The 22,555-nt window shown below is 52.5% G+C and carries 27 protein-coding genes; 24 read left to right on the forward strand and 3 right to left on the reverse strand.

Annotation, left to right across the window (positions count from 1 at the left end; genetic code table 11):
- Positions 1-22: 22 nt before the first annotated feature.
- Positions 23-1,804: a terminase large subunit domain-containing protein gene (locus JQ822_RS03015; RefSeq protein ID WP_213132216.1), complete on the reverse strand. Its 1,782-nt coding sequence runs from the start codon at positions 1,802-1,804 to the stop codon at positions 23-25.
- Positions 1,805-1,963: 159 nt separating this feature from the next.
- Here JQ822_RS03015 and JQ822_RS03020 point away from each other — a divergent pair, with 159 nt between their 5' ends.
- From JQ822_RS03020 to JQ822_RS03135, 24 genes are all read left to right on the forward strand, one after another.
- Positions 1,964-2,791: a GPO family capsid scaffolding protein gene (locus tag JQ822_RS03020; RefSeq protein ID WP_342344224.1), complete on the forward strand. Its 828-nt coding sequence runs from the start codon at positions 1,964-1,966 to the stop codon at positions 2,789-2,791.
- A 63-nt stretch (positions 2,792-2,854) separates the two neighbouring features.
- Complete coding sequence (locus JQ822_RS03025; protein WP_213132217.1) at positions 2,855-3,937, forward strand: phage major capsid protein, P2 family; 1,083 nt, start codon at positions 2,855-2,857, stop codon at positions 3,935-3,937.
- 2 nt (positions 3,938-3,939) lie between these two features.
- Positions 3,940-4,647 (forward strand): phage terminase small subunit, encoded by a 708-nt coding sequence (gene gpM, locus JQ822_RS03030; RefSeq protein ID WP_213132218.1) that lies wholly within the window; start codon positions 3,940-3,942, stop codon positions 4,645-4,647.
- The gene (locus JQ822_RS03035; protein ID WP_213132219.1) at positions 4,644-4,886 is read left to right on the forward strand and encodes a hypothetical protein; all 243 of its coding nucleotides are present in this window, start codon (positions 4,644-4,646) and stop codon (positions 4,884-4,886) included. Before gpM ends, JQ822_RS03035 begins: the two co-directional genes overlap by 4 nt.
- 80 nt (positions 4,887-4,966) lie before the next feature.
- Positions 4,967-5,158, forward strand: a complete 192-nt coding sequence (locus JQ822_RS03040) for a hypothetical protein (RefSeq protein WP_213132220.1) — start codon at positions 4,967-4,969, stop codon at positions 5,156-5,158.
- 96 nt (positions 5,159-5,254) lie between these two features.
- Complete coding sequence (locus JQ822_RS03045; protein WP_213132221.1) at positions 5,255-5,707, forward strand: head completion/stabilization protein; 453 nt, start codon at positions 5,255-5,257, stop codon at positions 5,705-5,707.
- Entirely contained in the window at positions 5,704-6,222 is a 519-nt protein-coding gene (locus JQ822_RS03050; protein ID WP_213132222.1) for a phage tail protein, read from the forward strand. Before JQ822_RS03045 ends, JQ822_RS03050 begins: the two co-directional genes overlap by 4 nt.
- Positions 6,209-6,940, forward strand: a complete 732-nt coding sequence (locus JQ822_RS03055) for a hypothetical protein (RefSeq protein WP_213132223.1) — start codon at positions 6,209-6,211, stop codon at positions 6,938-6,940. The genes JQ822_RS03050 and JQ822_RS03055 overlap by 14 nt, the downstream gene beginning before the upstream one ends.
- Positions 6,937-8,073 carry a DUF2586 domain-containing protein gene (locus JQ822_RS03060; protein ID WP_213132224.1) on the forward strand — a complete coding sequence of 379 codons (1,137 nt, stop codon included), beginning with the start codon at positions 6,937-6,939 and terminating at the stop codon, positions 8,071-8,073. Before JQ822_RS03055 ends, JQ822_RS03060 begins: the two co-directional genes overlap by 4 nt.
- Positions 8,073-8,525 carry a phage protein gene (locus JQ822_RS03065; RefSeq protein WP_213132225.1) on the forward strand — a complete coding sequence of 151 codons (453 nt, stop codon included), beginning with the start codon at positions 8,073-8,075 and terminating at the stop codon, positions 8,523-8,525. Before JQ822_RS03060 ends, JQ822_RS03065 begins: the two co-directional genes overlap by 1 nt.
- On the forward strand, positions 8,526-8,807 hold the full coding sequence (locus JQ822_RS03070) for a phage holin family protein (protein ID WP_213132226.1): 282 nt from the start codon (positions 8,526-8,528) through the stop codon (positions 8,805-8,807). It abuts the gene before it with no gap.
- Between the two features lie 13 nt (positions 8,808-8,820).
- Positions 8,821-9,087 carry a putative phage tail assembly chaperone gene (locus tag JQ822_RS03075; protein WP_213132227.1) on the forward strand — a complete coding sequence of 89 codons (267 nt, stop codon included), beginning with the start codon at positions 8,821-8,823 and terminating at the stop codon, positions 9,085-9,087.
- Between the two features lie 17 nt (positions 9,088-9,104).
- Positions 9,105-9,275 (forward strand): DUF6890 family protein, encoded by a 171-nt coding sequence (locus JQ822_RS03080; RefSeq protein ID WP_213132993.1) that lies wholly within the window; start codon positions 9,105-9,107, stop codon positions 9,273-9,275.
- Between the two features lie 2 nt (positions 9,276-9,277).
- Positions 9,278-11,266 (forward strand): phage tail tape measure protein, encoded by a 1,989-nt coding sequence (locus JQ822_RS03085; protein WP_213132228.1) that lies wholly within the window; start codon positions 9,278-9,280, stop codon positions 11,264-11,266.
- Positions 11,263-11,589, forward strand: a complete 327-nt coding sequence (locus JQ822_RS03090) for a DUF2590 family protein (protein WP_213132229.1) — start codon at positions 11,263-11,265, stop codon at positions 11,587-11,589. The genes JQ822_RS03085 and JQ822_RS03090 overlap by 4 nt, the downstream gene beginning before the upstream one ends.
- A complete protein-coding gene (locus JQ822_RS03095) occupies positions 11,589-12,779 on the forward strand; it encodes a baseplate J/gp47 family protein (RefSeq protein WP_213132230.1) in 1,191 nt (396 codons plus the stop codon). Before JQ822_RS03090 ends, JQ822_RS03095 begins: the two co-directional genes overlap by 1 nt.
- Positions 12,772-13,392, forward strand: a complete 621-nt coding sequence (locus JQ822_RS03100) for a hypothetical protein (RefSeq protein ID WP_213132231.1) — start codon at positions 12,772-12,774, stop codon at positions 13,390-13,392. Before JQ822_RS03095 ends, JQ822_RS03100 begins: the two co-directional genes overlap by 8 nt.
- Positions 13,392-15,494 (forward strand): phage tail-collar fiber domain-containing protein, encoded by a 2,103-nt coding sequence (locus JQ822_RS24300; protein ID WP_244848683.1) that lies wholly within the window; start codon positions 13,392-13,394, stop codon positions 15,492-15,494. Before JQ822_RS03100 ends, JQ822_RS24300 begins: the two co-directional genes overlap by 1 nt.
- A gap of 3 nt (positions 15,495-15,497) precedes the next feature.
- Positions 15,498-16,052 (forward strand): hypothetical protein, encoded by a 555-nt coding sequence (locus JQ822_RS03110; protein ID WP_213132232.1) that lies wholly within the window; start codon positions 15,498-15,500, stop codon positions 16,050-16,052.
- Between the two features lie 75 nt (positions 16,053-16,127).
- A complete protein-coding gene (locus JQ822_RS03115; RefSeq protein ID WP_213132233.1) occupies positions 16,128-16,397 on the forward strand; it encodes a hypothetical protein in 270 nt (89 codons plus the stop codon).
- 2 nt (positions 16,398-16,399) lie between these two features.
- Positions 16,400-17,116: a hypothetical protein gene (locus JQ822_RS03120; RefSeq protein ID WP_213132234.1), complete on the forward strand. Its 717-nt coding sequence runs from the start codon at positions 16,400-16,402 to the stop codon at positions 17,114-17,116.
- Positions 17,117-17,128: 12 nt separating this feature from the next.
- Positions 17,129-17,608 carry a glycoside hydrolase family protein gene (locus JQ822_RS03125; RefSeq protein ID WP_213132235.1) on the forward strand — a complete coding sequence of 160 codons (480 nt, stop codon included), beginning with the start codon at positions 17,129-17,131 and terminating at the stop codon, positions 17,606-17,608.
- A 10-nt stretch (positions 17,609-17,618) separates the two neighbouring features.
- A complete protein-coding gene (locus JQ822_RS03130; RefSeq protein WP_213132236.1) occupies positions 17,619-18,173 on the forward strand; it encodes a baseplate complex protein in 555 nt (184 codons plus the stop codon).
- Complete coding sequence (locus JQ822_RS03135; RefSeq protein ID WP_213132237.1) at positions 18,170-19,882, forward strand: hypothetical protein; 1,713 nt, start codon at positions 18,170-18,172, stop codon at positions 19,880-19,882. The genes JQ822_RS03130 and JQ822_RS03135 overlap by 4 nt, the downstream gene beginning before the upstream one ends.
- 597 nt (positions 19,883-20,479) lie before the next feature.
- Here the strand turns inward: JQ822_RS03135 and JQ822_RS03140 are convergent.
- Together JQ822_RS03140 and aspC are read right to left on the reverse strand one after the other, a co-directional pair.
- On the reverse strand, positions 20,480-21,010 hold the full coding sequence (locus tag JQ822_RS03140; RefSeq protein ID WP_213132238.1) for a hypothetical protein: 531 nt from the start codon (positions 21,008-21,010) through the stop codon (positions 20,480-20,482).
- Positions 21,011-21,225: 215 nt separating this feature from the next.
- On the reverse strand, positions 21,226-22,416 hold the full coding sequence (gene aspC, locus JQ822_RS03145) for an aspartate transaminase (protein WP_213132239.1): 1,191 nt from the start codon (positions 22,414-22,416) through the stop codon (positions 21,226-21,228).
- Between the last annotated feature and the right edge of the window lie 139 nt (positions 22,417-22,555).

The raw sequence follows: 22,555 nt of genomic DNA on the forward strand, positions 1-22,555 counted from the left end.
TTTCTGGGTTTATTTTTCTTGCTCATGCTGCGTTTAACAGCCTCCATCGGGATTTGGGTTTGTTCTCGTACTCCAGCGGCTCGTTATCTATGGCGTGAGAAATAGCCCAGAAGTCGTCAGCATGGCCGGTTTCAATGCTGCGGTCCGCAACAAAGGTCATTGCGTTGCCACTTTTCGTCGTGGTGCGCCGTATGGCCATAAATGCGGCCGGGATCTCTGTGTGCTCCTGGTCCCATTCAATGCGCTGGCTTTCGATAACGTCGCACGCCTTAAGTACAAGGCGGTTTTTGGTCTCCACGCCGTAATGAATGGCGGTGGCACGGTTGCGCGCGAATGCCTGAATGCTTTCAAAGACGCCCTGACCAATGCCGGTAACGTCGACGCCGATATAAGCCACGTTATACCGCCCGAAAACCTTCTTAATCTCCGCCGCCTGGTAGCGAAAATTCATTCCCTGCCAGTGATGCACCTCCAGCACCCTGAATCGCTCACCGGCAACCAGCGGCGGGGCGATAACCACCAGTGTGGAAGTATCGCCGCTGCGCGCCGGGTCATAGCCTAACCAGACTTCTCTGTTGCCGAATGGCCGCGCCGCTTTAGGGTCAAAGTCCTGCCAGGTTGCCGTGTCAACGGCGCAGCGCTCCAGATCGGAGAAAGAGAACACCGCATCCTGGCTGTCAACGAACTGACACATAAACAGCATGGCAAACACATAGGCGTTATACCGGTTGCGCAGCTTGTCGATACTGGCCAGGTTGAAGCCGCCCGCGATGGCGTCTTCCAGTGTGACGACATAGCGCCACTGTCCATCAGGGCAAAGTCTGCCGCCGTCGCGCAGCTCGTCAAATGACGGGAATTTAACAGCCTGGCGCTTTTTGTTGCCGCGCCGCCAGTCGTCACCCGTCCAGAACGCGTAAGCCTGATGTGTTTTGGCTGATGGCGTGGAAAAGTAAGTGATGCGCCATTTGTCGTGTGTGGCCATTGCGCTGGCCACATCGTTAAGATGCTTAAAGTTAGGCACCCAAAAATATTCATCGCAATACAGGTGTCCACTGTACGACTGTGCCGTGTTCTTGTTGGTGGACAGGAAGCGCAGTTCCGCGCCGTTGCTCAGTCTGATCGGGTTGCCGGTCAGTGTGATGCCGAAATACTTCTCTGCAATATTGACAATGTAGCTGCGGAAATACTCCGCCTGTGGTCTGGACGCGGAAAGGAATATCTGTGGATCGCCGGTCAGCACGGCATTCTCAAAGGCCTCGAATGCGCAGTACCACGTAAAGCCGATCTGGCGGCTCTTCAGTATGTTGCGGACTGCCTGACCGATATTGGCGCGCATGTGCTTCTGGTAGCCAAAAAGGTTTTCATCGGCCCAGGCGTCGAAATCTTCTTTTGTCAGTCCGGAAACGTCGTTTTTCCGGTATTTCCGCTTCTTGCGTGGTTCACCGTCCGGATCGGCATCCTCATCAGTACCACTACCGGACCGCGCGCCTTTGGCTTCTGCCAGTTTCTCTTTATGTTTGTTGGCCTGCGCGCGCAGCTTGGTGGCATGAGAAATGAGGATATCCATTTCCCGCAGCTCCAGATCGGTTTTACCGTCCCTGCTGGCCAGTAGCTGGTAGCGCCGTTCTATCGCCTCTTCTGTGGTTTCATAACTGAGCAGATCGGCCCAGTTAAATTTCTCCGCCCAATAGTAGATCATCCGCGCGCCGGGCAGATTAAGGTCACTGGCTATTTCTTTCGGCGTATGACGTCGCAGGTATAGCGACTTCGCAACGCCTATTAATTCTTCTGAATATTTTCCCATGCGGATAATTATGCCGCTTATTTTGGCGTTATTTTTAAAATAACTTCTCCTGTATTCGGTTTTGGGCTGATATCCGAATTAATAAGAATTCATCTTGTCGTAAGCGTTAAAAATAACATCTATTATCCTTCCTGTTGATTAGGTAAGCCGGAGGAAATAGTGTCTCAATTAATGACGCGCTGGCTTTGTATTTGTCAGGAAGGGCCAACGGTAGACAATCGCCTTATTAAGCGCGAATGGATTATTGAGGCGGCAGAGCTTTACGACTCATCCGTTTATACGGCGGAGATCTGGCCCGAACACGAAAGATGGTATGGCTCATTGGGGCACGTACTGGAAGTTAAGGCGGAAGAGGACGGTGAGGGGATAATGCGCCTTTATGCGCGTCTTTGTCCGGAACCAAATCTGATTCACGCCGTTAAAGGCGGTCAACTGGTGTTTAGCTCTGCGGAGTTTACCCCAGACGGAGACTGGCGCGGAACGGGCAAGAGTTATCTGGAAGGGTTGGGTGTAACCAACTCACCGGCCAGCGTCGGAACCACTCGATTGCAGTTCAATAAAGGGGCCAATTCACGCTTTGGCGATTACAGAGCTATCGCTTTTGATGAGTTGGCCGAAATAACTGAAAAGGATAAAAATTTGCCTGCTGATAAAAGTAAACAAACGTGGCGCAGCCTGTTTAACCTCAAAGAACGTGATCCAAAGCGTAACTTTGCAGACAATGGCAGCGGCGGCGAGCAAACGCCATCCAGCGACGATAAAGTGAACGCGCTGGCGGAAGTGGTGGACGAAATTGAATCGACAATTACCTCCCTGAATGACGCCGTTGATAAACTTAAAACGGTCATGGATACAAAGGAATTTGCCGATCTGCGTGAGAATCTCCCTCAAATTCTGTCGAACTTTAAAAAGATGGAAGAGCTGATCACCAAGGAACCGGATAAGAATCCGGCTGGCGGTTCCAATAAGGATTTTCAGTTCCTTTAATTAATAAAACTGAATACGAGTTTAATTACTTCCGTATTTATATAAATACGGACAGGGGTTTTTATGGCCTTTTTAAACCAGCAAGCCAGAGAGTTTATGAACTCATACTGTGCGGGCCTGGCAAAAGCCAACAACGCGACGGATACGTCGAAGTTTTTCACCCTCTCTAACCCGGTTGAAACGCAACTGCGCAAAGCGCTGATCGAGTCCTCCGCATTCCTGAAGGATATTTTTTGCGCTGACGTGGATCAGCTTAATGGCCAGGTTGTCGCAGTGGGTAATAACGCACTGTTTACAGGCCGTAAGGCGGGCGGGCGTTTTATTCGTACCGTAGGTGTTGATGGTAACACTTATCAACTGGTTGAAACGGATTCCGGCGCGGCACTGCCGTGGGATCTGCTGTCTACCTGGGCGAACGCGGGCGGCACGGATAAAGAGTTCTTCAAGCTGGTCCAGCAGGCAACAAACGAAGCCTTTGCGGCGGATATGTTGCGCATTGGCTTTAACGGCCTGTCCGTGGCTCCAACTACCGATCCAGAAGCTAACCCGAACGGCGAAGACGTCAACATCGGCTGGCAGGAAATTGTCCGCAAATACAATGGCGGCTCACAGATTGTTATTGATGACGTGACGCTGGGTAAGGGCGGTACTTATGCCACTCTGGACTCGATGGCCGCAGATCTGGTCAATACGCTGATTCCGCCGCAGTACCGCAATGATCCGCGCCTGGTTGTGCTGGTTGGTAGCGACCTGGTCGCCGCTGAGCAATACCGACTCTATCAGGAAGCGATTACCCCAACAGAAAACCTTGCCGCGCAGATGCTGAGCAAGACTGTTGCAGGTCGCAAGGCGTTTGTGCCGCCGTTTATGCCGGGCAAACGCATGGTCGTGACCACGCTGAAAAACCTCCATATCTACACGCAGCGCAATACCCGCCAGCGTAAGACGGAGTTTGTGGAAGACCGCAAGCAGTACGAAAACAAATACCTGCGTAACGAAGGTTATGCGGTTGAGTATCCGGAGCTGTACGCGGCATTCGACGAAAGCCATGTAACCATCGGCGAAGTTGGCGAGCCAGTGCTTGAAAGCATGGCGGAAAGTCTGGAAGAGATCGCCGAAAACAGCGCGCCGGTCGCGGAGGTTTAACAATGCTGTCTCCCGCCCAGAAACACAAAGAGCGCGTCATGCTGTCGCAGGCGCTGGCCAGGCATCAGCCGGTTACATCCGGTCACAGCCTGCACGTGCAACTGCGTGAACTGGAGCGGGACATTGCAGCGTTACGTACGCAACCGCGCACCTGTGACCGCGTGGAAATGAAGCGCACCATATTGCTGCCAAAGTGGCTACCCACTGCGCAGCAGTACCTGGATGCTGGCGAGGTTTACCAGAATCTGGTGTTTTCGTGGTGCATTGTCTGGCTGTTTGACGTGGAAGAGTTCGATCAGGCGCTGGACTGGGCTGACATAGCCATCAGTCAGGGACAACAGACACCCGATCGCCTTAAGCGAACGTTTACCGCCTTTGTGGCCGACTCAATTTTTGCATGGGCCGCAACCGCCACCGAACTGGGGGAGAGCGTGGAGCCGTATTTCTCCCGCACCTTCCGGAACGTGGCAGAAAAATGGCGGCTCCATGAAGAGATTTCCGCCAAGTGGTACAAGGCGGCGGGTCTTTTGCTGCTGCGTGATGACGCAGGCGCGCCGCGCGCCACCGCAGTGGACGATGTTGACACGCTTAAGAAGGCTGACGCCTTGCTTGAGAAAGCTGCAGCCTTTCACCGCGCCATTGGCGTGGGAACAATGAGAAAGCAAATTGCCGCCCGGATCAGGGCGCTGGAAAGTGGAAAAGCAGAATGAAGCGTAAAGGGTTATTTGAAGCCATCGGCATGATTTTTGCGGGGATCTTACTCCTTGCTCTGCTCGTGGCTATATCCATTGGTCTGGTTTATGGCTTTATCTGGGTCTGGTCGTGGGGCGTGACGGTTGCCGGGTTTGCCTCTCTGGCCATTCCGGTGACATGGAAGCTGGCATTTATTATCTGGCTGTTTATCGCCCTTGTCAGGCTGATATTTTGGCGAAAACGGCAAGATAAATAGCGGCTACCGCAAGCCAGTGTATGCAGGCAGAAACAACGAATACCACCGGCGCATTTCGCGCCATCCATCAGGAGATTCACATGTCTAAAGAATTTAAGTACCCGCTGGGTATCGTTGTAAAAGCAACAATCAGTGGTGAAAAAGGCCATATCAAAGGCCGCGCCGAGTACACGAATACCGAAAATCAGTATTACGTCCATTTACTTGCCGCAGATGGCCGCGCCATTGATCGCTGGTTTGATGAAAGCGAACTGACGCAAGCAGAACTGTAACGACTACCGACAGCCGGGCGGTCGCGGTGGAGATGAATCACTCTGGTGCATTGCATCGTGGAAACCGGTCAGACCGCCTTTTTCGGGAGCTTAAGCATGTTTAGCGGAACACCCATTGATTACCAGGACGCCACATTAACAAATGATGGGTTCTGGCCAGATTTGAGCCTGAAAGAGTTTCAGGAACAGCGCAGTATTCCACCCGATATTGATGCCGGGACGGTTGGCCAGGCACTGATAACCGCTGCGGGTGAGGTCAACAGTAAATTGCAGTCAGTCAGTGACAGCAACATTGGCAGCGGGTACGCAACCGCCGCCGCTGTGCCGGGGATCGTTATCGACGGCACTAACCTGCTGTGTGGCCAGTACAAAAAAGCGGTCTACGCGCTGGCAAAAGCCGATCTGATGGGGGAGTTTGCCAGCATTGGCAGGCGCGAGTCACACCCAGGGCAGGAAAGTGCGGACACGCGCAACGGGCTGATCGCGGAAGCATCAATGGTTATTCGCGCAGTTAAGGGACTGCCGCGCGCAACGGTGAGAATGATATGAGCACAGCACAATCACGGCTGGATTCACTGACAGCATTCTTTACCGACAATCTGCCGGAACGGGCAATGATGGCGTTTACATCCGAAATGGATGATCTGCAGGTGATACCCGCCCAGAAGAATCTGGGGCTGAATCAGTACCGGTTATCCATCCTCAAATATGACGCCATTTTTACCTGGGAGCGTTTCCCGTACCGGATATGTGATCCGCGCCTGCTCTTTGCGCTACTGACGGCATGGTCAGACGAAGAGACGCAGAACTTAATGTCACAGGTTGGCATTTCAGAGAGTGAGCCGGACTGGGATATTTCCCTTGATACGCAGGAATACGCCACTGTCGCGTTAACGGTGCCGCTGGCTGAGGAGTTGTGCATTGTCCAGGACGAAGACGGGGTGATTCCGTTTGATAGTAAGCGCTGGTCACTCGTTGATCCGCAGGTCTGGACCGCCACGGGCGGCACGGTATTTGGTGCTGGCATGGCTGGTGCGCCGGTAGTGCCTGATGATCGAGTTTAAAGGCGAGATTAGCCGGACGCAGCTTAAACAACTGCGTAAGGCGCTGGCGGAGCTGGCGCTGCCTCCCGCAAAACGTCAGCGCCTGTTGTGGCGTCTGGCCAAATATGGCGGGATTGCTGCCGCAAAGCGCCACGTCAGGCAGCAGGCCAGCCCGGACGGGCAGGCATGGGAAAAGCGCAAAACGAAGCGCAAAGGCAAGATGCTGCGCGGCATGCCAAAGCATTTGCATATTCGCGATCTGAAGCAGCAAAGCGCTGTGCGTATTTATCTTCAGGGTGGTGCATACCGTAACGGAGCCAAAAAAGTACCCGCGGGCATTGTGGGCGGCGCGCAGCAAAATGGCATGAGCGCCACCATAAGCAGGCGGCAGGTAACGCGCAGTACGCAGGCCGCAGCGGAACGTGATGAACCGTGCACGATTCGCCAGGCTAAACGCCTGCGGAGTCTGGACTACAAAGTCAAGAAGGGTAAGCGCTGGCGAAAGCCCGGATACAAAGAGATCCAGGAGAAGCTGACGAAGGCGCAGGCTGGCCTGATCATCAACAAGCTGACGACTGAAGAGGGCAAGCCCCCCAAAGCGTCATGGGCGGTCACACTCCCGCCACGCCAGTTTCTGGGCATGAGTGATGAAGAGTTTAACAACGCGCTGGCGCGCCAGCTTCAGGCCATAGGCTACGGCTGGGACGTCAAAGCGCAGGATGTGAAGGGGAAGGTATGACATGGCCCGCCGTGGTTGTCGATCAGGCTAATTTATTGCAGGGGTCGTCAACCAGTATTGAAAATAAGGTGCTGTTTGTTGGCCATGCCAACACCAACACCGGGAAACTGATTTCCCTGAATGCGCAAACGGATTTTGATGAAGTGTTCGGGGAGGAAGACCACGAACTTAAGCGCGGTGTAATGGCGGCAATGAATAACGCCACCTCCGACTGGAGCGCATGGGCCGCAATCCTTGCGCCGGATGATACCGATCCGGACGACTGGGTTGATGCTGTGATCGCCTCGCAAAAAACAGCGTCATGCGCCGGGATTGTCTTTAGTGGTGAGTTTTCCGATCCGGAGATTATCAACACCGCCGCTACGTTGCGCACCACGCTGATTAATACCTACAGCCGTTGGTGCTGGATGGTGATGTCTGTTAGTGGTCCGCAGGATGCTGAATCATGGGATGACTATATCGTCCGCATGACGGCTTTGCAGGATGGTATTGCAGCCTATTCGGTGCAGCTCGTACCACTCCTGTGGAAAAACGATCCGGGCGCGCTGGCCGGTCGTCTGTGTAAGTCCTCCGTCACCGTGGCGGACAGTCCGGCGCGTGTGGCAACGGGGCCGCTGGTCAGTATCAGTCAGTCCACGCTGCCGGTTGACGGCACAGGCAAAGAGATTGAGCTGTCGCACCTTCAGGCGCTCAATGAGGCGCGCTTCAGTGTGCCGATGTGGTATGTCGATTACGATGGTTGCTACTGGGCCGATGCGGTAACGCTCGATGTTGAGAACGGGAATTACGGCATCATTGAAAATGTCCGCGTAACGGACAAGGTATGCCGTCAGGTGCGCCTGAAAGCCATCCCCAAAATCAAAAATCGCTCACTGAACAGCACACCAGGCAGCACCGCCGCAAATGAAACCTACTTTGCAGGCGTGATGCGGGATATGTCAAAGAGCGTCACCATTGACGGTGTCCAGTTCCCCGGAGAAGTGCAACCGCCGCTGGATGGCGACGTCACGATCTCCTGGGTGGATTCAAGCCATGTAAATATTTATCTGGTTGTGCGCCCGTACAACTCCGCAGCGGTTATCAATGTCACCGTTGCGCTGGATACCAGCATTACCACTACGGAGGCCGCATAATGGCGCAGCGTATTTCGGGTCAGTCAATTGATGTTTATATCGGTACCGAACTGGTCCACCTGGAAAAAATCGGCCTGGACATTACCGACAATACCGCCGCCGCTTCCACGCGCGGTGTGCCTGATGGCTGGGTCGCTGGCGATGTTTCCGCATCCGGTGATATCGAGATCAGCACCAAAGAGTTTAAAAAAATTATCTCTCTGGCGTCTTCTGCCGGTTCTTATCGCAGCATCCCGGAACAGGATCTGATGTTCTACGGCGAAGCGGGAGACGAAGAGTTGAAGATTGAAGCCTTTGGCTGCAAGTTCCTGATCACCACACCGCTGGATAACGATCCAAAGGGCGGCAGTATTCTGACGCATAAATTTAAGTATCTGGTGACAAGTCCGGATTTCGTGAAAATTAACGGCATCCCGTATCTTGAATCGGAACTGGTTAATAAGGTGGCGTAATTGCAGTCAACAGCGAAAGATATTCTTTTGTTGTTATCGGTAGGCGCATTTATTCAGATTGGTAAGTTACTTAACAATCACGAAAAGATTACACCGGGGCTATTTATCGGGCGCGTAATTCTGGGGTCGTTTTTGTCCCTGTCTGCGGGCGCTATTCTGATTAAATACCCCGACGCCTCACCGCTGGCAATATGCGGGGCAGGTTCCGCAATGGGTATCGCCGGTCATCAGATTATTGAAATCTGGATCCGGCAAAAATTTAAAGTCGATAAAACAAATTAACGGGAATTAAAAAATGGATAAAGCAAAGGGTATTATTCTGGCTATTGCCGGGAAAGATATTGCCTTCAACCCAAATGAGGTTGCATATAACAAGTTCATCAATGAAATGCAGATGGACAATAAAGTTGCACCCGCGCACAGCTACTTAATGCGCATTGTCTGCAAAGAGGATAAAGAGGCACTGGGCGAAATTCTCCGCCATCCCGGTGCCGCGCTTCAGATTGTTGGCGAGGTCAACAAAGAGTACGCACCGCAGCTTGAAATTTTCGTAAAGAAATAAGCGCCCGCCTGGCATCCGTGGAGCGCAACGGCTTAGAGCAGTACATGCAGTTGCGCCGCCATTATCTGCCAGGCCAGCCAGACACAACGGAAAATCTGGCCGCAGCTATCTGGCTGGATAACCGCTACTGGCAGAACATGAAAACCACCATTGCAAACGGCATCGCCCTGGCATTCAACGGATCGTAAGCGTGAAAGAACTCGACTTTACCATTGCACTGATCGACAAGGTGACGCGCCCGCTTAAGCAGATTGAAGGCTCAATGATGGGCTTTGGCAAAGTGGCCAAGCAGTCGTTTCTGGATATTGGCGCGGGGGCGATGGTGGCATGGGGCGCTATTCAGTCCGCTGAAGGTTTAATGTCTCCGGCGCTGGAAATGCAGCAGGAAATGAAGAAAGCCGCCGCTATGGGCGTGGATGACACCGCGCTGAAGCAGGCGCATGACGACGCGCTTAACTTCAGCATGGCCTACGGCAAGAGCGCAACGGAGTTTGTGCAGTCCACGGCGATGATTAATTCTTCCATCAACGGCCTGACCGATCAGGAGTTACCCAAAGTGACCTATGCGGCCAATCTGATGGCCGCAGCGGTGGGCGGCTCAACGGAAGAGGCTTCCGGCTTTTTCCGTCAGATGTTTGGCCAGTTCGCAACCTACGCGGACAGCATGGGCAAGTCTAAATTTGCGGAAGAGCTGACCGGAAAAATGGCCTATATGAAACAGGCTTTCGGTACATCGATCGCGGATATGCAGGACATGTTGCAGGGGGCGCACGGTGCGGGAACGTCGCAGGGCGTTGGGCTTGATGAGCAGTTCGCCGTGCTGGGCCAGCTTCATAAGACAATGGGCAATGAAGCCAGCGGATCCTATGAGGCGTTCATGCAAAGTGCGACCAGCGGCATGCAAAAGCTCGGACTGGCAGCAACAGACAGTAGCGGCAAGCTGCTGCCTATGATGACCTTGCTTCAGGAGATTCAGGGCAAGTACGGCAAAAGCATTGAGGGCAACGCCAAAGCGCAAGCCGATCTGAATGCCGCCTTTGGTTCCGGTGCGCTGGTTGTCTCTCAGCTTTATGGCAATACGCAACAGCTTGAAAATTCGATGCGTGAGCTGGGCGGCAGTGACAGTATGCGCCGCGCAATGGATATGGCCGCAGCACAAGCCAGCACCATGGACCGACTGAATAAAACCTATGACGCCATCAGGATCACCATTGGAGAAACGCTGCTACCGGAATTCAATAAGCTGGCCGGAGGCGCAGAAGATACTGCGAAAGAATTTGAGCGTTGGATGACGTTATTTCCCAATATCGCACATGTTATTGGTCTGGTCGCTACAGCGGCCATCGCATCAGCGGGCGCGTTTGCCGTCTGGAAGGTATCGGCGGGACTGCTCAAGGCAGCATTATGGCCGCTAAATCTGGTTATTAAGATGCTCACTTTCAGCATGACAGAGGCAACCATTGCCGAGCGTCTGATGGCAATTGTCACTAATGTTTGCGGCTTCCTCATGAAGCTGTGGCGCGGAGAGGTCACACTTACAACTGCTGTTACGTGGCTTTTCAATACGGCATTGGACGCCTGTGCCGCAGCTATGACTGCAATTGACTGGCCAATACTTCTGGCCGTTGTTGCTATTGCTGCGCTCGCCTTTGGCGCATACGAACTCTATAAGCACTGGGATGAACTGAACGCCGCGATAGCCAATACCGCAGTCTGGCAGGCACTGGTTGCTGCCGCTAACTGGGTCGGTGAGTCTTTCGCCGGTCTCTGGCAGTGGATCGTCCAGGGCTGGGACTGGCTGGTTGCCGCCTTTGGCAATTTCTCGCTAACGGGCGTATTCACCTCAATGATTGAGTCAATCAAAGGGTTGTTCTCAGGGCTTTGGGAGTGGATTAAATCCAGTTTTTCCGGCGCATGGAACTGGATAGCAGAAAAGCTAAATAACATTCCGGGCATCAATCTGGATGTGTCAGCGCCTGCGCCACCGTCGCCAGTGTCAAATACGCTGTCAACCGGAACAGATTTACAGGGCGTTGCACCAGGTGGGATTAACGGGCAAATAAATAACAATAAATCAGCCGTTGATAAAAGTAAGCACATTGGACAGGTAAATATTTACCCACAACAACCACTGACGCCAGCGCAATTAATGGAATGGCAGGAGGTACAACCGTTATGAGTGAGATTCTCTATGTTGATTTATTAATTGAAAATGGCGACTTTGTTCTTAATTCAGGTAATGAGCCAATACTCTGCAATAACGACCAGAGTATTGCACAGGACATTGTGCACTCCATTATTGAGAGCGGCCTTGCTACCGCATTAGTTAAAGAGCGTAGCCCAACAATGCGTGGCGATATTTTTACGCAAATGGAATTGCTGGTTGAAAGTGATGAACGAATTATTCCCGGCTCAGTAGTCATCAATGAAGAGTCGGAAGGGCGGTTATGGGTGACGGCTTCGACTTATGATTTTGGCAACGTATCGGTAACGGTGGATTAATGGCGACAAATGATATTCCACAGGTAGATTTCGAAGAGGTCTTAGAAGGCGCCGGAATGCCGGTCACACCTGATGAAGCGAACGCCGAGTTTGAAAAGGCCGTTGAAGCACAGGGGATGATCACTAACACCTCGTCAATGTCGCCTTTCTGGCGTCTGATTACCGTCATTGTCACAACGCCGGTGATGTGGATTAAGGATGCACTGGTCAACGCCATCATGCCTGGCATGTTTGTGGCCACCGCGACTGGAAAATTGCTGGACCTGCTCGCCTGGGGTTTGCGCCTTAGTCGTAAGCAGGCCACCGCCGCAAAGGGTACGATTTATTTTACCAAGCAGGATGCCACAGCGGTGGTGACAGTACCTGCGGGAACTGTCATCCAGACGGAGCGCATTAACGGCGTGATTTATTCCGTCACGGCAGATGCGGATTACACCATTGATGCCGGGTCAGACGGTGCAGAAATCCCGGTTACCGCCACCGGAACCGGGACAGCCTACGATTTAGCGCCGGGCTATTACCATATTCTGCCTACTGCGGTGGACGGTATCGCATCTGCGACCAATGACGATAACTGGCTGGTAACACCGGGGGCAGATCAGGAGAGTGACGACGAGCTGCGCGAGCGCTGCCGCAACCAGTACAACCTGTTGGGCAACTATCACACTGACGCCGTATACCGCAGCATGATAGCCAGCGTTGCCGGGCTGTCTATTGATCGCGTGTTCTTCGAGCATGACGCCCCGCGCGGCCCCGGAACGGCAAACGCCTACTTACTTCTGGACACCGGCGTTGCGTCCGATCCGTTTATCGCCGCCGTTAACACGTACATCAATGACGAGGGACACCACGGCCATGGGGATGACATGCAGTGCTTTGCACTGCCGGATACGCAGCAGGATTTGACCGTAACGCTGTATGTGGCAAGCCCCGACAACATGACCGATGGACAGCAGTCCGAGCTGAAAACCAATGCAGAAAACCTTGTTCGCTGCGCATTCCGTGAGAACGCCGATTACGACGTTGAAAAGACGTGGCCATATTCACGATTTTCATTTTCAAAACTCGGCCAGGCGCTGCACCGCAATTTTGCCGTACTGGATTCAGTCGAATTTTCGCTAACGGATATTGTCAGCGATCTGAACGTCCCGCGCCTGAATTCGCTGTCGCTGGTACTGGCCCATGACTGATTACCTGACCACGCTGGCGCAACAGCTTAAAAGCCTTAGCCTGCCGTCATGGATGAGCAAAGGCGAACCGGTAAAGCTGCTTAACGCCTGCCGCCTGTACTGGGAACGTATGGCCTTCTGGGTGCAGTACCCGCTGCGTCAGTTCAATGCACTGACCTGCGACGAGCGGATCCTTGACCTGCTGGCCTACGAGCGTGACATATCGCGAATGGACGGTGAGCCGCTTAGTCTTTATCGCAAGCGCGTGTTTTATGCGATGGATAACGCGAGGGATGCGGGAGAAATAGCGGGCTTTATCAGCATCTTTAAGCGTCTGGGGATTGGGTATGTTGAGCTTGATGAGCGCCAGCCCGATCTGGACTGGGACATTATCACTGTCAACGTCAGTGACAGCCAGCTTGCTGACAATAGCGATCTGATGATGAACATCATCCAGATGTACGGGCGAACCTGCCGCCGCTATCGCTTCCAGGTGATCACCGTTCTGCCGCTGGCAATGCGCTGCGGCGTCATCAGTGGCGAGTATCAGTATTTTCCGGCATCACTGCCGGTCGCAGCTTCCACCGCCAGGAGTCTGCAGAGTTCAACAGTTTTTAGTGCGAGAATTCAATAATGTCACAGTCAGCTATTACCACTGCCTTTGAGGGCTACCTGACGCAACAGGTTGCCAGCGGTGGTGCAGTTACGCTTGATCAGTTCATCTTTGCCAATGTTCCCGACCTCGATCCAGACGTCCCAATTGACCGCAGCGAGCAAATACCGGTTGATTACATTGTTTATCAGCAGGCCGTAACCCTGCCGGGTGTTATCAACAATAACGAAGTGGTCTACTCCGTGACCATGGGCGCTGAAGTGGGCGACTTTGATTTCAACTGGATCGGTCTGGTTAACAGCGCAACCAGCCTGCTGGGTATGGTGACGCATGCGCCGGTACAGCAGAAGTTTAAAAACGCTGATGGCCAGCAGGGTAACACGCTGACGCGCTCCTTTTTGATGGAGTATGACGGCGCAGCAACGGCGACCTCTATCACCACCCCGGCAGAGACATGGCAGATTGATTTTACCGCCCGACTGGCTGGAATGGACGATCGCCAGCGTCTGGAGAATATGGACATTTACGGCTACGGTGCGTTTTTCGGTGACGGGTATCTGGTATGGGGCAACCCAACGGATGGTTATACGATTGATGCGGGCGTTGGTTATGTTGATGGGCTGCGCGTCCAACTGAATGCCGATCAGTCCCTGAATGTGACCGCGAAGCCCATCAGTGTATATGTTGACGCTTGCTGGAAAGGCACACTAACCAGCGTCTGGAATGTGCAGCAACAAATCACACTGGCCAGCGATTTGAGCAATTACACCGATGCAGACGGAACGGCGCACTATGTCTTTGCGGTTGCCAGCATTGATGCAAATGGAGCGGTAACAGATCTGCGCCCGTCCGGCTCAAAGGATAACCAGGCACTGTCCGGCTATTTGCAGACCAAAAATAATTTAGCGGAAATAGCTGACGCTGGCGCAGAGGCGCAGGCCGAAGCCAGGGCAAACACCGGCTGCGGCACAGCAGCAACGGGAACACTTACAACGTCAACAACTGATTCCACCCTGTGGCGTGTTTTGACGGTTGGTGACCACGGGGTTGGTAATGCCGCTATCTTGGCGGTAGATACGGCTCTTTCGTCTCCTGCTGGCTATCCCTCCGGATTTTTTTTGCAGAATGGCAGTCCTGACAATAATCGCTACGGTAGCTACGGAGCAGGGGTGCATTTACTGTACACAACCAATCCTGAAGCCGGGGCATACTCGGGTAATCTATTTGTGCGTGCTGACGGCCACGTTATTGGAGAATGGTTGCAGATTAACGCTGACGGCACTATTTCGGCACAGCGTGTAAATGAGCTTTACGGAACGCTGAATAAACCAACTGCCGAAGATGTATCCGCACTGGCTTTGTCAACAGCAACATTTTCTATAGGGACTGATTTTAACGACGCGCCATCAGGTTCGACATCGTTTGTATATAACGAGGCGTTAAATGCTCCGCCAGCTAACTGTGCTGTAATCGACTGGTGGGGGCTTAGCCCTAAATCTGCTGAATACACCGGATACAGGGGGCAAATAGCTGCGGATTACGCTAACGGGCGTTTGTATTTCAGGACGTTCAACGGTGACAACAATACATCCACTCCGTGGGATCTGTTGTATTCAGGCAGGAATCCACCTGGACCGTTGGATACCGGCGCAATGCCGCTTTATCCGTCCCCCCTGACCGTTGACCTGAACACGCTGGGCGCAAGTTCGTCTGTGGGCGTCTATAGCCAACAGATGGATGTTTACGCCACGCCGGAATTGCACTATCCAACGCAGCAATCCGGTACGCTGTTAGTTACTCCCTCTGCTTATGGTTGCCAGCAGGAATATACGACTTTTAATTCGGGACAAAAATTCACGCGAGGTCTTTCAGGTAATTTTGATGGAAGCGGCCCATGGCTTCCATGGGTTCCTCAATATTCACCCGGTAATCCACCACCATCTGTAAGCAGTATTCGTATGGCTAACTACGGCATAAATGGTAGTGAGGGCGTATATGATTCGTCCCAGCGAATATTAACAGGCATATATGCAACAAATGGTTGGGACAACCCATCAACACAGGAATCCAGACAGATGCAGTACGAAATTAACGGATCTTTTTATAACGTAGCCTGGGTATAAATTATGAACCATTTTAATTGTACAAAAAGAGAAAATATCTATGTGCAACCAATTGAAAACGCCCCACCGTTATTGGTGAGTGGTTCTCTAAATGCGGACGGAGAAAATTACTACGATTTTCAAAAGACAATTACGCAGCCTTATACCTGCGTTGTAAGTACCTCAACGGGAATAGTTCGTTATATAGATGCCGACCCGTCCACTATTGCTCCGCATGTTGGGGAAAGTGTTTTCGGTATTGATGAATACCCGGAAGGCGTCACATTTGATGGTGTATGGCGATATGACGAAGGCACAGGGGAGTTTTATCAGGATGGGGAACTCGTTACTGCAAAGGTGCTGGCAGAGAATGCCGGGTTGCGAGCTAAATGCGCCGTCATTGCCACTTCAGCTATCGCAACTTTACAGGCTGGCATTGATGGAGGCCGCTCTCTGGATGGTGATACTGACCTGATGGCGTTGTGGCAGGATTATCTTTGCGACCTTCGCACAATGACGCCAGAAGATTTGCAGCAATTACCAGCCGCTTTTCCGGCGCAACCGAATTCTGTTATTTGATTTATTTACGCTACGGACAGCGTGAATTAATAAACGCAATGATGCGGAAGATATTAACTTTGTAAGGCCATTAATATGAAACCGTTATTTATTCCCGTAATTATGGGTGCTTTGCTTATGTCTGCCTGCGCCCCGCATGATTTATTACAACAGCAGGCTAACGAAAATAAAGCGCTGGCAACGCTTCATCAGGCCGAGCGTGAAGACGCAAGGGCTAATCAGACAGGTGTTGCGGCGAAAGCGGCGGCGGTTGCTGCGAGCCAGCACGCCACCGCTACGCAGCAGCAGGCCGAGGCCGCGCAGGCCAACTTTGAACAGGTAATGAACCAGAGCGGGAAAGAGTAATCATGAGCTGGCGCGATGCTGATCTTATCTTTTCTGATGCACTGCCTGCGTTAAGTTGCTCAATGGTTCCGGCACATCCCTATATTTACGGGTTGGGGCAGGAGACGGGTAACGGCAATTATCTGAGTCCGGCAAATGCCTGTCAGTATCTGGCGGGCAAGCTGGCCAGCACAGGCGGAACGTTTGACACCATCGTTATGATGGTGGCCAGCTCATCGCACAGCGAATTTATGGCAGCACTCAACGCGCTGGCTGATGTATTCCCCACACCATCATTTACCCAGACTGCGAGACTGGCGCAATCAATGGCCACACTCGCAACAGACAAGATGCAATTACCGGATAAACCGCGCAACGCACTGCCTGAAGCGCAACTGCTGTCTGTTACAACAGCCCGTACCATGTCGGCATCATCAGCCATTACAGCGGCACAAGAGGCGGCAGCAGCGCCCGCCAGTGTGGCGGATATTGAGGCGGCGATAGCCAGCTTTGCCACCACATGCCAGCAGATAGCAGAGGACGCGGCGACAGCGGCGGGGGATCTGATCGCCAAAAGCGCCAGAATTCACGCCTTCTCAATGTCGGGCGATCTGGTAACAACCGCATCAGAACTGGTTAAGGGTGTACCTGATAGCGCGGCGGGCTATACCGCCGCAATGATGTTTGTTGCGCCGGATTTATCGGCCATCAACGCAATGATTCACGATATTGGCAATTAATTGAGTACCGCTATGAAACAGCGTAACGAATCGCAAATCATCCCCTTGTTAAGACAGGAAGAAGGGATCCGCTATAACCCATATATTGACAGCCTGGGATATCCGACAACAGGCGTTGGCTTCAAACTGGGGCCATCAGGCGCGCCGTTGAGCCATTACACTTTTTCGCTGAGCGATAACACCATCAACGCCTGGTTGCAGGATAACGTAAACGGAACGCTGGCGAGCATGCAGAGCAACAGTGAAATCGCCACTGCTCTGGCACATTGTAACCAGGAGCGAAAAGACATCCTCACCAGCATGGCCTATCAAATGGGTGTTTCAGGTCTGGCGGGCTTCCACTGTGCGCTTTCTGCTATGGCGGCAGAGGACTGGGCGGAAGTTGCAACCCAAATGCTGGATAGCTCCTGGGCGCGCCAGACGCCGGAACGCGCGCAGCGTCATGCAGACGTTATGCGCTCAGGGCAGTGGCAACCGACATATGATTTTTAAGGGGTGAATTATGTCCGCAGCAAACATTAACTTAGCCCTTAACGGCGAGCCGGTCCCGCTGAAAAACCTGAAGGTGACAATATCAATGAAGTTGCCGGATAAGGATCAGTCCGGTCAGTCGTCCAGTACTACCGCATCAGAGCAGGGGACAAAGGCGAAGGAAATGCGGGTTGCGGGCATAGTGCCTTTTACCGATCCGGACAGTTTGCGCCGTATCTTCCAGATGGCTGGGGCAACAGGCAGCAATGGCGCAAAGCAGGTTTACCGCGTGGCCCATTCCACAGCCCGCGCTGTGAACTTTCGTGAGGCAGTATTTACCGGAAGTGTTGACGCGCCGGAAGATGACGGCACACAGGCCTGGGCGGTGACGTTCACATTGCGTGAGCAGGTGAGTGTTGCTGAGAAAAAAGAACAGCGCGCAGACGGCAAGGTTAACAGCAAAAAACAAACACCGGGCGGCAATGGCGGGACAGGTTCGGCTGATGCGCAGGAAAGTGAAGAGCAAATGTCATGGTTTGAGAGCAAGGTGCTCAAGCCGATAAATGACATGATAGGTGGCAAATGAAACAGATTACGCGGTTACAGCTGGCAGGCGATGAAATCAACGTTGCCGATCTTAATCTGGCTCTTGAGCTAAACACCTGCGGACGTGGTTTTATCACGGCGAGCACCCCTAAAGACTATACCGGGCAGGTTGTGCGCCTCGATGTGGGTTATCCGGATCTGTTACTTCGCTGGTTTACGGGGTATGTCGAACGTAGCCAGCCTGCGGAAAATGGAACCGTGCGCCTGTTTGTGCGGGAAATGGCGGGAGTGCTGGAAGGGGATTTGCCCTGCTCATTCCAGCATCCGACGCTGAGGCAGATTGCTGACTGGCTGCACAATCAGAGCGGCCTGACCATTGCCTTACCTGATGGTGTGAAGTATACCGACACGCCCGCGCCATATTTCACGCATTCCGGTTCAGGGCATCAGCTACTCAACGATCTGGGGAAAGCATTCAGCATCCCGGATTATATCTGGTGTCCCTTGCCGGATGGCTCAGTCTATATAGGCGAGGCTGGCAAAATGATGCTTTCCACAGCGGTGGATATCCCCGCCGAGTTTAGCCAGCAGACCGCAAACGGGAAAACCCTTACTATTCCGGTGGTTCAGTCAATCCGCCCCGGCGTGATCGTTAATGGCCAGCGCATTACCCATGTCAGGCTGTACGGCCCAATGATGGATTTAACCTGGACGCCCATCAGCGCGACTACTGGCAAACCAATGCAAAAGCCACCTTTGCGCCGCCAGATTGAACAGATTTACCCCGAACTTACATCTGGGCTTCACCTGCCGAAATTTGCCCGTGTTCAGGCTCCAGCGGAAGACACGCAGGCGGGGAATATATCTAATCCGTTCCGTCCGCGTTACGCCGTCGATCTGCAGTTGCTTGATGCTGACGGGAACCCGGCAAAAGACACTCCTGTTTATCCGGCCATCCCATTGCCAACCCCAATGGGTGGGAATGATGCTGGTGTCTTCAGCTACCCGCCACCCGGCACAATGGTGGAGATCGGTTTTGCGGATGGGCGGCAGGATCGCCCGTTTGTTCGTCAGGCCATATCACAGGGTAACAGCCTGCCGGACATTAAACCCGGTGAGCAGCTCCAGCAGCAGCGCGCCGAAGTGTCGCAGCGCGTGACAACCTCCGGTGACTGGGTGCGGCAGACTGACCAGGCGATCAATGAGTCGTCAATGTCGCGCGTCGTGAATGCTGACTCAGAGCAGCGCAGTGTGACAGAACGTACAACGACGATTAAGGCTAACGACACTTCCACCATTGTGGGCAAGTCCACATTAATGGCCGGTTCCATCCAGCACGTGACGACCGGCGATCATAGTCTGGGTGTGAAGGGCAGTTCAGTGGCCAGCATTGGCACGGATAAGACGGAGAAGATTGCAGGTAAATCAGCCGTTGATGTGGGCGGCGGCATCACGACCACAGCGAGCGGAGACATTACCGAGACCAGCGGCGGAACGCGCAGCAGCACCGCAGCGACAACGCAGCAGATCACCGCGCCAACCGTGTGGCTGGGCAGCAAGGAAGTAAACGTCACGCAACTCATGCTGGACACGCTCGACCTGCTTAACACTCTGGTTGCTGCGCTTGCGTCACATACCCACACTGAAACGGATAGCGAGACACGCCAGCCAACCAACGCCCCGGACATTACGGCGATAGCTACACAGGCCCAGGCGCTGACTGAGAAATATAAACCCATCATCGCATAAGCATTAAGCACCACACTCACAGCCCGCAAAATGCGGGCTTTTTTACGTCCTCCCCAGACGCAACCAGAGCCACCACAGCAGCCCACACAGCCACCCCATGCCAGCGCAACACCATCAAACGATCAATGCAGCAGGATGCCGCACAGCGAGCCACAGCCCACGCAACGCAATCAACCACGTGACAAAAACGGCGCTACACCGCACCCGCCTGCGCTTTTTGTGTTGAGAGTTTATTTCAGTTAGAAAATTCTACAAACCACCCCGCCAGCCCGCGCCAGCACTGGCGGTCTGTCAGAGTTCGCAAACTGAAAAGATTGAAACAGATTTCATTTTTTTTCAGTTTTAACGATCAATTCGGGAAAGTGTTAAAAACGCAACGCTATGTAAATAAAGGCTTTTAACTACTTTTTGTCACCAGAAACGATCAAATAAACGATCATTTTACATTGGCGTAAAAATCAGGAAAGGTAGGAACGGCGCGTCATGCGGGGTGTTTTGGCCAAATACAATAACTGAAAATTTTAGAGCTAAGTTGCGAAGAGTAACAAAAAGGCTCGGTCGCTGCCGAGCCTTGTTTTGCTTCTCAAGCAAGTATTGTTATAGCCTTCCCTGCTTAATTTTGAAATCAACTACACCTTCAGTTTTAAGATCAATTGTGCAGGAATATGTCATTGTTGTTTTTGCGTTAAACCCATTGGAAAATTTAACCTTATCGCCAAAATATGTTAGTTGCCCTTTTTTGCTGTCCAGTATGAATCTAGAAAATTTTTGCTCTAGTACACCATCGGTCCATTCAAAATCAAATTTTGCTGAGCGTTCAACAAGTGGAACGCATTGCACTATGGCCGCTCCGATCTCTTTGTTGAATAAGCACTGTCCATCCGTAGCTGCACAGGTTTTAACATCTTTTTCTGCGTCTGCGGTTTTGGTTGTATCGCTTTTATCACTTGAACACGATGACCAAAGCCAGCAGACGATTATTGCCAGTACCACAAGGATAAGGCATCCACCCGCAGCTTCTTTTTTCGATGGGGGAATGACAGCGGGGCTTGAGACTCCGCAATGTGGGCACGTCTTTGCGGTTGATGAAACCTCTTTTTTACATTCCTTGCAAACAGTAAGAGCCATAAGAAAATCCCTAAAAGCATAGATCATTGACTTGTTGGAAAGCAGAGATCTTGTGATTTTGTGCTTAGAGGGCAGTGTGTGAAAAACCCCGCCGAAACGGGGTTATTTTACTGATGTGGTCAATGCGTGGACATTGATAGAAATAAATCCTTTTATTTCAGTTGATTAAAAGAAAGAAATAAGCCGCAGCAGCGGCCTTTTTAGTCTTTCGTCACTTACAGTACAGCGACAATCGCTTCACACAACGGTGCCATGTTATCTGGCGTCATACCCGCCACGTTCACGCGTCCGGAAGCAACAGCATAAACACCAAATTCTTCACGCAGACGCAGAACCTGTTCTTTCGTCAGGCCGCTGAAGGAGAACATGCCGTTCTGTTTGATGATAAAGCTGAAGTCGCGGTTTGCACCTTTCTCCTGCAATGTATTCACAAACAGCAGACGCATGCGCTGAATGCGCTGGCGCATATCGGTCAGTTCCTGCTCCCAGATAGCACGCAGGGCATCATTGCTCAGAATGGTGGCGACAACTGACGCACCGTGGGCCGGTGGGTTGGAATAGTTGGCACGAATGACAGACTTCATCTGGCTGAATGCACGGTCAACGGTGTCGGCATCGGCGGCCACCAGCGTACAGGCGCCTACGCGCTCATTGTACAGACCAAAGTTCTTGGAGTAAGAGCTGGCGACAATAAGCTCTTTGTGCAGAGCTGCGAATGCGCGCAGGCCTTCGGCATCTTCTTCCAGACCACGAGCAAAACCCTGATAAGCGAAGTCGAACAGCGGCAACCAGCCTTTTTCGACCGACAGCTGCGCCAGCGTTTGCCACTGCTCCAGCGTAGGGTCAATACCGGTTGGGTTATGGCAGCAGCCGTGGAACAGCACCACGTCACCCGCCTGTGCTTCACTGAGGCTTGCCAGCAGTGCATCAAAGTCTAAGGAATGGTTTGCCGCGTCGTAATAATTGTACTCACGTACTTCCAGACCGGCGGAGTTAAAGACGCTCTTATGGTTCGGCCAGCTTGGGTTACTCACCCATACGCGTTGAGCTGAGGTGTTTTTTGCCAGAAAATCAGCAGCCACACGCAGTGCACCTGTACCGCCAGGGGTTTGTGCTGTACGCGCGCGTTTGTCGTTAATCAGTGCGTTACCTTTACCAAACAGTAATTCCTGAGTGCAATGACCAAACTCCGGAATACCGTCAATGCCAAGGTAGTTTTTGGTGGTTTCATTTTCCAGTATATATTGCTCGGCTTTCTTCACGCTGGTTAACACCGGCGTTTTGCCTGTCTCATCTTTATATACACCGATCCCGAGGTTTATTTTCCCTGGGCGGTCATCGGCACGAAACAAATCAGCCAGGCCCAAAATTGGGTCGGCAGGAGCGGCGGTAATGTTCTCAAACATGACGAGGTTCCATTGTGGTTACAGAAGGGAAGTCCGCTATCAGGTTAACGGGAGATTTACAAAATGCCAACCGTTAGTGACGAAAAGCCGGGGTGTTTTTTAAAGACGCAAGAATCCGCTGGCGGATATAAAAAAACAG

The organism is Citrobacter sp. FP75, assembly GCF_018342065.1.
Lineage (GTDB): Bacteria > Pseudomonadota > Gammaproteobacteria > Enterobacterales > Enterobacteriaceae > Citrobacter.